The organism is Rhizobium sp. SVR5-2C (genome assembly GCF_056755115.1).
This window is the reverse complement of the sequence record NZ_JBNDHT010000223.1, coordinates 1-6,313: the sequence shown is the minus strand read 5'-3', so window position 1 is coordinate 6,313 and position 6,313 is coordinate 1. Positions and strand designations below refer to the sequence as shown.

General features: G+C 60.5%; 10 protein-coding genes. 8 read left to right on the top strand and 2 right to left on the bottom strand.

Annotation, left to right across the window (positions count from 1 at the left end; all coding sequences use genetic code 11):
• Positions 1-136 precede the first annotated feature (136 nt).
• From ACPYOI_RS34125 to ACPYOI_RS34090, 8 genes are all read left to right on the top strand, one after another.
• Entirely contained in the window at positions 137-568 is a 432-nt protein-coding gene (locus ACPYOI_RS34125; protein WP_481418978.1) for a TIGR02301 family protein, read from the top strand.
• 100 nt (positions 569-668) lie between these two features.
• Complete coding sequence (locus tag ACPYOI_RS34120; protein WP_481418962.1) at positions 669-926, top strand: hypothetical protein; 258 nt, start codon at positions 669-671, stop codon at positions 924-926.
• 9 nt (positions 927-935) lie between these two features.
• Positions 936-1,685 carry a hypothetical protein gene (locus tag ACPYOI_RS34115; RefSeq protein WP_168829032.1) on the top strand — a complete coding sequence of 250 codons (750 nt, stop codon included), beginning with the start codon at positions 936-938 and terminating at the stop codon, positions 1,683-1,685.
• 73 nt (positions 1,686-1,758) lie between these two features.
• Positions 1,759-2,598, top strand: coding sequence for a CAF17-like 4Fe-4S cluster assembly/insertion protein YgfZ (gene ygfZ / locus ACPYOI_RS34110; protein ID WP_481418963.1), 840 nt, complete (start codon positions 1,759-1,761; stop codon positions 2,596-2,598).
• A 26-nt stretch (positions 2,599-2,624) separates the two neighbouring features.
• The gene (locus ACPYOI_RS34105; RefSeq protein WP_481418979.1) at positions 2,625-3,200 is read left to right on the top strand and encodes an HD domain-containing protein; all 576 of its coding nucleotides are present in this window, start codon (positions 2,625-2,627) and stop codon (positions 3,198-3,200) included.
• The gene (locus tag ACPYOI_RS34100; protein WP_481418964.1) at positions 3,197-3,727 is read left to right on the top strand and encodes a tyrosine phosphatase family protein; all 531 of its coding nucleotides are present in this window, start codon (positions 3,197-3,199) and stop codon (positions 3,725-3,727) included. Before ACPYOI_RS34105 ends, ACPYOI_RS34100 begins: the two co-directional genes overlap by 4 nt.
• A gap of 67 nt (positions 3,728-3,794) precedes the next feature.
• Positions 3,795-4,694 (top strand): mechanosensitive ion channel family protein, encoded by a 900-nt coding sequence (locus tag ACPYOI_RS34095; protein ID WP_481418965.1) that lies wholly within the window; start codon positions 3,795-3,797, stop codon positions 4,692-4,694.
• A gap of 62 nt (positions 4,695-4,756) precedes the next feature.
• Positions 4,757-5,332, top strand: coding sequence for a hypothetical protein (locus ACPYOI_RS34090; RefSeq protein WP_481418966.1), 576 nt, complete (start codon positions 4,757-4,759; stop codon positions 5,330-5,332).
• 29 nt (positions 5,333-5,361) lie between these two features.
• On the opposite strand, the gene ACPYOI_RS34085 is transcribed toward ACPYOI_RS34090, so the two are convergent.
• Together ACPYOI_RS34085 and ACPYOI_RS34080 are read right to left on the bottom strand one after the other, a co-directional pair.
• Positions 5,362-5,877 (bottom strand): superoxide dismutase family protein, encoded by a 516-nt coding sequence (locus tag ACPYOI_RS34085; protein WP_481424020.1) that lies wholly within the window; start codon positions 5,875-5,877, stop codon positions 5,362-5,364.
• Between the two features lie 120 nt (positions 5,878-5,997).
• Positions 5,998-6,312 (bottom strand): hypothetical protein, encoded by a 315-nt coding sequence (locus ACPYOI_RS34080; RefSeq protein WP_481424019.1) that lies wholly within the window; start codon positions 6,310-6,312, stop codon positions 5,998-6,000.
• Between the last annotated feature and the right edge of the window lies 1 nt (position 6,313).

The following is a 6,313-nucleotide window of genomic DNA, read 5'->3' as shown; positions in this document are numbered from 1 at the left end:
GTCGAGGAGATCCGCCGTCTGCCGGTGCCCCAATCGGTGCTTGAATGTGCCGAGCGGCTATCAAGCCAATAATAACGCGGTGGAAATTCGCGAGCCTGCCTTGTTCCGGCCATGGCGAGAGTATCAAACTATTTTCATGATTCCCGTTCGACGCGTTTTCTTGTCTCTTGCCGTATGTGCCGGCTCAGCAATGACGGCTTCCGCGTGGGCGCAGGACAAGAAACCGCCGGTGGCAGCCGAACCCGCACCGGCAGCGCCCGCCGTGGTGCCGTACGACGACAAACTGTCTCGGCTGGCAGAAGTGATCGGTTCGGTTCACTACCTGCGCACGCTCTGCAAGGCGCAGGGCAGCGGAGAATGGCGAAACGACATGCAGCGGCTCCTCGATTCGGAGACGAAGGACGAGCCGCTGCGGAAGGAAAAACTGACGGCCGCGTTCAACCGTGGCTACCGTGCTTTTGCTTCCGTCTATACCGATTGCACTCAATCAGCCATCGTGGCAGAAGAGCGCTACCGTAACGAAGGTGCAACACTCGCCACAGAAATTACCTCGCGCTTTGGAAATTGACGTTAAATTAACCTGTTTTCACTCGCGGGCGTGTCGTTTCGGGAAAAGGCTGATAAAGTTCTTAACCAGACAGTAAGGCAGGCAGTTTGAGGAAGAGATGATGGAACCAAGCCTCAATGACATCGACGACATGATCGTCCACGAAAAGATGCAGGCGGCTCTGGAATATCACAACGAAGCCTGGGCCGATGGCATGGCTGATGGTATCGAGCCTGAGATCATCGCCGATACCGCAATCGTTCAGGCGCTTCGCGAAACCATCCGCCGTCACGGCGAGAAGGGCGCAGAAGAACTGCTCGAGTCACTGCGCGAGCGTATGCTCGGCGGCGAATTTTCTCCGAAGCGCACCCTGCAATAAGGGGTTTTTATGCACACCGCTAAGGAAACCGTCTCGCGACGTTCGATCGCGCCGCTTCTGCTCGCTGTTTGCCTCGGCGCCAGTGTTCTGGCGGCTCCTTCGGCAAATGCACTTTCGGAACTGCAAAAGATTCCGGGCCAGCCTGATCCGCAGGCGACCGACCAGCAGAATGCCCAGCAGACCCAGACTCCGCCTGGAACCTCACCTGGCGTCCCCATGCCGGATCCGCTTGTGAGCCAGGACAGCGGCCAAAGCGCCGATAAGACGCCGGGCGCGAGCGACGATTCCAAGCCGGTTGAAGTTATCTACGACATCAGCAAGGCACCGGAGCCGGTGCGCCGCATGCGCGAGCAGATCGTGGAAGCGGCAGCATCCGGCGACCTGGAACGCCTGCGACCGCTCATGGGCACCGGCGCTGACCAGACGCAAGTGACGGTGGGTGAGCCAACAGACGATCCGATCGGTGCGCTGAAAGACCTTTCCGGCGATCCGGAGGGCGACGAGATTCTCGCGATCATGCTCGACATAATCTCGACGGGCTTCGTGCATGTGGGCGCAGGCACTCCCGAAGAAATGTATGTCTGGCCCTATTTTGCCGAGAAGGACCTGAAGGCGTTGACGCCGCCGGAGCGCGTCGAGCTGCTGCGCATCGTTACCGCGGGCGACCTCTCCGACATGCAGGAATTCGGTGGCTACAACTTCTATCGTCTCGGTATCACGCCGGACGGCAAGTGGAAGTTTTTCACGGCCGGAGACTAGGCTCACTACCGCTTGCAGCGGGCGCACCGAAGACTTACTTCTGAGCGATAAACGAACGCGACAGGTTTTCGCCATGCCAGCCGTATTTCTGAACTATCGCGCGCTCATCCGCGTCAGCGGGACCGATGCCGAATCCTTCCTGCAGAATCTCATCACGACGGACATTGTCTCCCTTGCCGCCAATGAAGCGCGGCCCGGCGCGCTGCTGACGCCGCAGGGCAAGATCCTGTTCGACTTCATGATCTGGCGCGATGATCCTGATTTCGTTATCGAAACCGACGCAGCCCAGCGGGATGCGCTGTTGAAGCGGCTGACCATGTACAAGCTTCGCGCTGCCGTTGTTCTTGCGCCGGTGGAAGAGCAAGGCGTTACGGTCTCCTGGGACGAAGACGCTGCCGAAGGCGTGACCGACACCCGCTTTGCGAAAGCCGGGGTGACTCTTCTGCGCCGCAGCGGCAATCGCGGCTCGGCGAATGCAACGCTCTACGATGCTCTCCGCGCCGAACACGGCGTCGTCACCTCCGGCGCGGATTTCGCGCTGCAGGACGCATTTCCGCATGACGTGCTGATGGATCTGAATGGCGGGCTTTCTTTCAAGAAGGGATGCTATGTCGGTCAGGAAGTAGTTTCCCGCATGCAGCATCGCGGCACAGCGCGCCGGCGTGTCGTATCCGTCAAGGCGGACACCGACCTTCCGGCCTCGGGGACCGAAATCACGGCTGCCGGAAAGCCGGTCGGCGCTTTGGGCTCCGTGGTCGGCAACAAGGGGCTGGCGATCGTCCGTATCGATCGCGTGGGAGAGGCGCTCGCGACCGGTACGCCGCTGCTGGCAGGTGAAACCCCCGTTTCGCTGACGCTGCCGCCCTGGTCCGGCCTCGCCTTCCCTGCCAACGCCGACGAGGCGAGCGCGTGACAAAGGCCCCGCGTGCATGGCAGCGCATGCTTTCCGGCCGGCGCCTGGACCTGCTCGATCCCTCGCCGCTTGACGTGGAGCTCAGCGATATCGCCCACGGGCTCGCGCGTGTCGCACGCTGGAATGGCCAGACGTCCGGGAACCACGCCTTTTCCGTTGCCCAGCATTGTATCGTCGTCGAGGAGATCTTCCGGCGCTTCAACGATGCAACCCCGGATGATTGCATGATGGCTCTGCTGCATGACGCACCCGAATACGTGATCGGCGATATGATCTCGCCTTTCAAAGCGGTCGTCGGTGGCGGCTACAAGACCGTCGAGAAGCGGCTCGAGGCCGCAATCCACCTGCGTTTCGGCCTTCAGCCGCATCCATCGCGGGAGCTCAAGGACAACATCAAGAAGGCTGACACGATCGCGGCCTATTTCGAGGCGACCTGCCTTGCCGGGTTCACGCCTGCTGAAGCGCAGAAGTTCTTCGGCCAGCCGCGCGGGATCAGCAAGGACATGCTGATGATCGATCCGCTGCCGGCGCTTGAGGCGCAACGGCTCTACAGCGAGCGCTTCGAAGCGATCGAGACGATGCGCAAGGGCACGAAACCATGACGCGGATCATCGTTTCGCCGCTTTCCCGGATCGCAGAAATGGCTGTGCGCAACGGTGCGCGGGAAATGATCAGCCTCATGGCGAAGGAACAGGCCTTCCACCGGCCCGCGGTAATCGCCGCCGACCGCCATCTCCTGCTGTACATGAACGATATCGCCTTCAAGGGAACGGGAAATCTCGTCGCGCCCGAGGAAACACATGTGCGCCAGCTGATCGATTTTGCCGCCGCGTGGGATCAGCGCTCGCCTCTGCTCATCCACTGCTGGATGGGCGTTTCCCGTTCGCCGGCAGCCGCCTTGATCGCCGCTCTTTCACTCGTCCCCGACCAGGATGAGACGGCGCTGGTGAAACGCCTGCGCAGCGCCTCGCCCCATGCCACGCCCAATGCTCGTATCGTTGAGATCGGCGATGCGCTGCTTCAAAGAAAGGGCCGTTTGGTGGGAGCCGTCAAAGCGATCGGACGCGGCGCGGATGCCGACGGCAATGCGCCGTTCGTGCTTCCGATCACTGCGGAACTCGCCGGTTGACGGTCCTGCGGCCCGCTCCATCTAGAGCCTACCAAATCGCGACCAAACAGGGGCATCGGCAGACAGCATGGAACAGGCAACAGACGCCATCGTGGCAACCCGCACGGCGCTCAGCCAGGCTAGCGCGCTCGCCGTCCAATACTCGTTCGCGATCCTCGGGGCGATCATACTGTTGGTGGGCGGCTGGATCCTGGCGGGCCTATTGAGCCGCTGGGCCTTCGAAGGCATTTCGCGGGTGCGCGGCATCGATCAAACGCTGGCACGTTTCTTTGCGAACGTGCTGCGCTATGCGCTGCTGATTTTGGTTTTTGTCACTGTCCTCGGCCAGTTCGGCGTGCAGACCGCTTCGATCATCGCTGCTCTCGGTGCCGCGGGCCTGGCGATTGGCCTGGCATTGCAGGGAACGCTGCAGAACATAGCCGCCGGAATCATGCTGCTTATCCTGCGCCCCTTCGTTGTCGGGGAATGCATCGAAACGAGCACTGTCTCAGGCACCGTGCTTGAAATCGGCCTCTTCGCCACGGAATTGAAGACCAGCGACGGGCTCTACCGCATGGCGCCGAATTCGACGCTCTGGAACACGCCGATTACCAACTACAGCCGGGAACCGACGCGCCGGGACGAGTTGAAAGTCGCCCTCGCCTATGACGAGGATATCGACGTCGCCATGGAAAGACTGGTCGGCTTCGCCAAAGCGGATCAGCGCGTTCTGGAAACGCCGAGCCCGGCGGTGTTCATCGACAGCGTAAGCGGCACGACAATCAGCCTCGCACTTCGCTACTGGACGAAGACCGGCGACTGGTGGAGCGTGAGCCGCGATATGGTCAAGCGCCTCAAACTCGCGATCGACCAGACCGGGCATCTCAATCCCTTGTCCGGCGACGCAGAGCAAGCCGGATTGCCGCCGACCGACGCCGATATGGCAGCTCAAGAAGGAGCAACCGCAAAACGAATAACCCGCCGCTAGGTGGCGATCCAGCAGCGGAACGTTTTGACTCTCCATCGGTTAACCTCCCAAGGAGATAACCGATGCCGTTGCCAGACTATCGCGATACGTTTCTGCAGTGCCTGCACACCCTGAAAGGGCTGACCGGACATTCGGATGAATACGTGCGGTTCCGTTGGCAAGCGATCTATCTGACGCGCGGCCGTTTTTCTTATTTCTTCCGAGGCGCTCTCGATGGTCAGGCAATCGGCTTCTCCGGCCAACAGATGGATCTGGTGACTGGCGATGTCAGCGTCATTCCCGTCCGCTCCGTTACCCTTTACGGAGCGACTTTCGGACTGAACGAGGCGATCACGGTCTATAGCGGTCCCGAGAAGTCGGTCATCGAGGTCGCCCACGCCTTCAACGAGGAAAGCGAGATGACCTACGAGCCGGAGTTCCTTTATATCCGGATGGACCTGCTTCACAGCGCCAACGACAGCAGGATGGGCTTCACCAGCGATCCCCGGCTAAGGGAAAATACCAATCTGATCTTCGTCGGACTGGAAGATCAGGTGACGGCGAGTCTGCTGGAGGAAAGCGATATCGCCCGCTGGGTCGCAAGCGAAAAGCCCATGGCTTCCACGGACTGGTATGCAGAGCGCTTTTACTACAGTTGAAGAATGCGGCTAGCGGCTTCGGGATCGCTTCATTTGATGACGGCGCAGGCGAGCCTTGCGCCGGCATCGCCGGACGGCTGGCTGCGATAATCATCCGAATTGGCATGGATCAGCAGCGCGCGGCCGCGAATGCCATCCTCCTTGCCGTCGAGTGTTACCATGCTGTCGAACACCTGAGCGCGCAAGATGCCATCCTGGCCTACATACTGGTTCGGCATGTCGCCGGCGTGGGAACCCTTGGCACTCAGCATTCCATGCTCGGCTTTCGTGGGATTGAAATGGCCGCCGGCAGAGTCATGGTGCGTGGCCGCATCGCATTTGCCGATCTCGTGAACGTGGAAAGCCACCCATCTGTTTGCCGGAAGGCCGGAAACCTCGAGTTCGATCAGCACCCCGCCGTTGGCGGCAGCCGTCAGCGTCGCACGGCCACTCTCCTTGCCGTCCTCACCGACGAAGTCCGCCGTCGCCGTCTGCTTGTCCTGCGCAACAGCGGTCGAAGCCGTAGCGGCAAGAATGAGTGCCGCGATTCTCATGATCCTGGCCATCGGGATTTCCTTCCGTTTGTGACTGTTGTTTTTCAACGCCCTGTTGAGAAAGGTGTTCCTGCTTCAAGCCATAGAAACAAAAAAGTCGGCGGAAGGGCCGACTTTTTCGATCGCTTTAGATTAGGCCCAGTACCCCACATCGGGGTCATACTGGCCGTAAGTCCGGCGGTAGAGTTCGGAGGCGCGATCACTCGCCCCGCCCGCGGAGCTCTCATCAGACGAACTGACCTTGCCAAGGTTCATCATGAACGCGAGAACGTCGTTCGCAGCCGTGGAACGAGCCTGGCGCGCCGTATCATCATCGCTAAGCTGCTTTAGGATGCCTGGCTTTTCTTCAGCTGCGCGCTCTCCGCGACTCAATACGCCGTCGCCATTGGTATCCAGCCGCGAAAGAGTTGCCAAATAGGCATAGGACGTCTCTGAAACAGGTGAAATA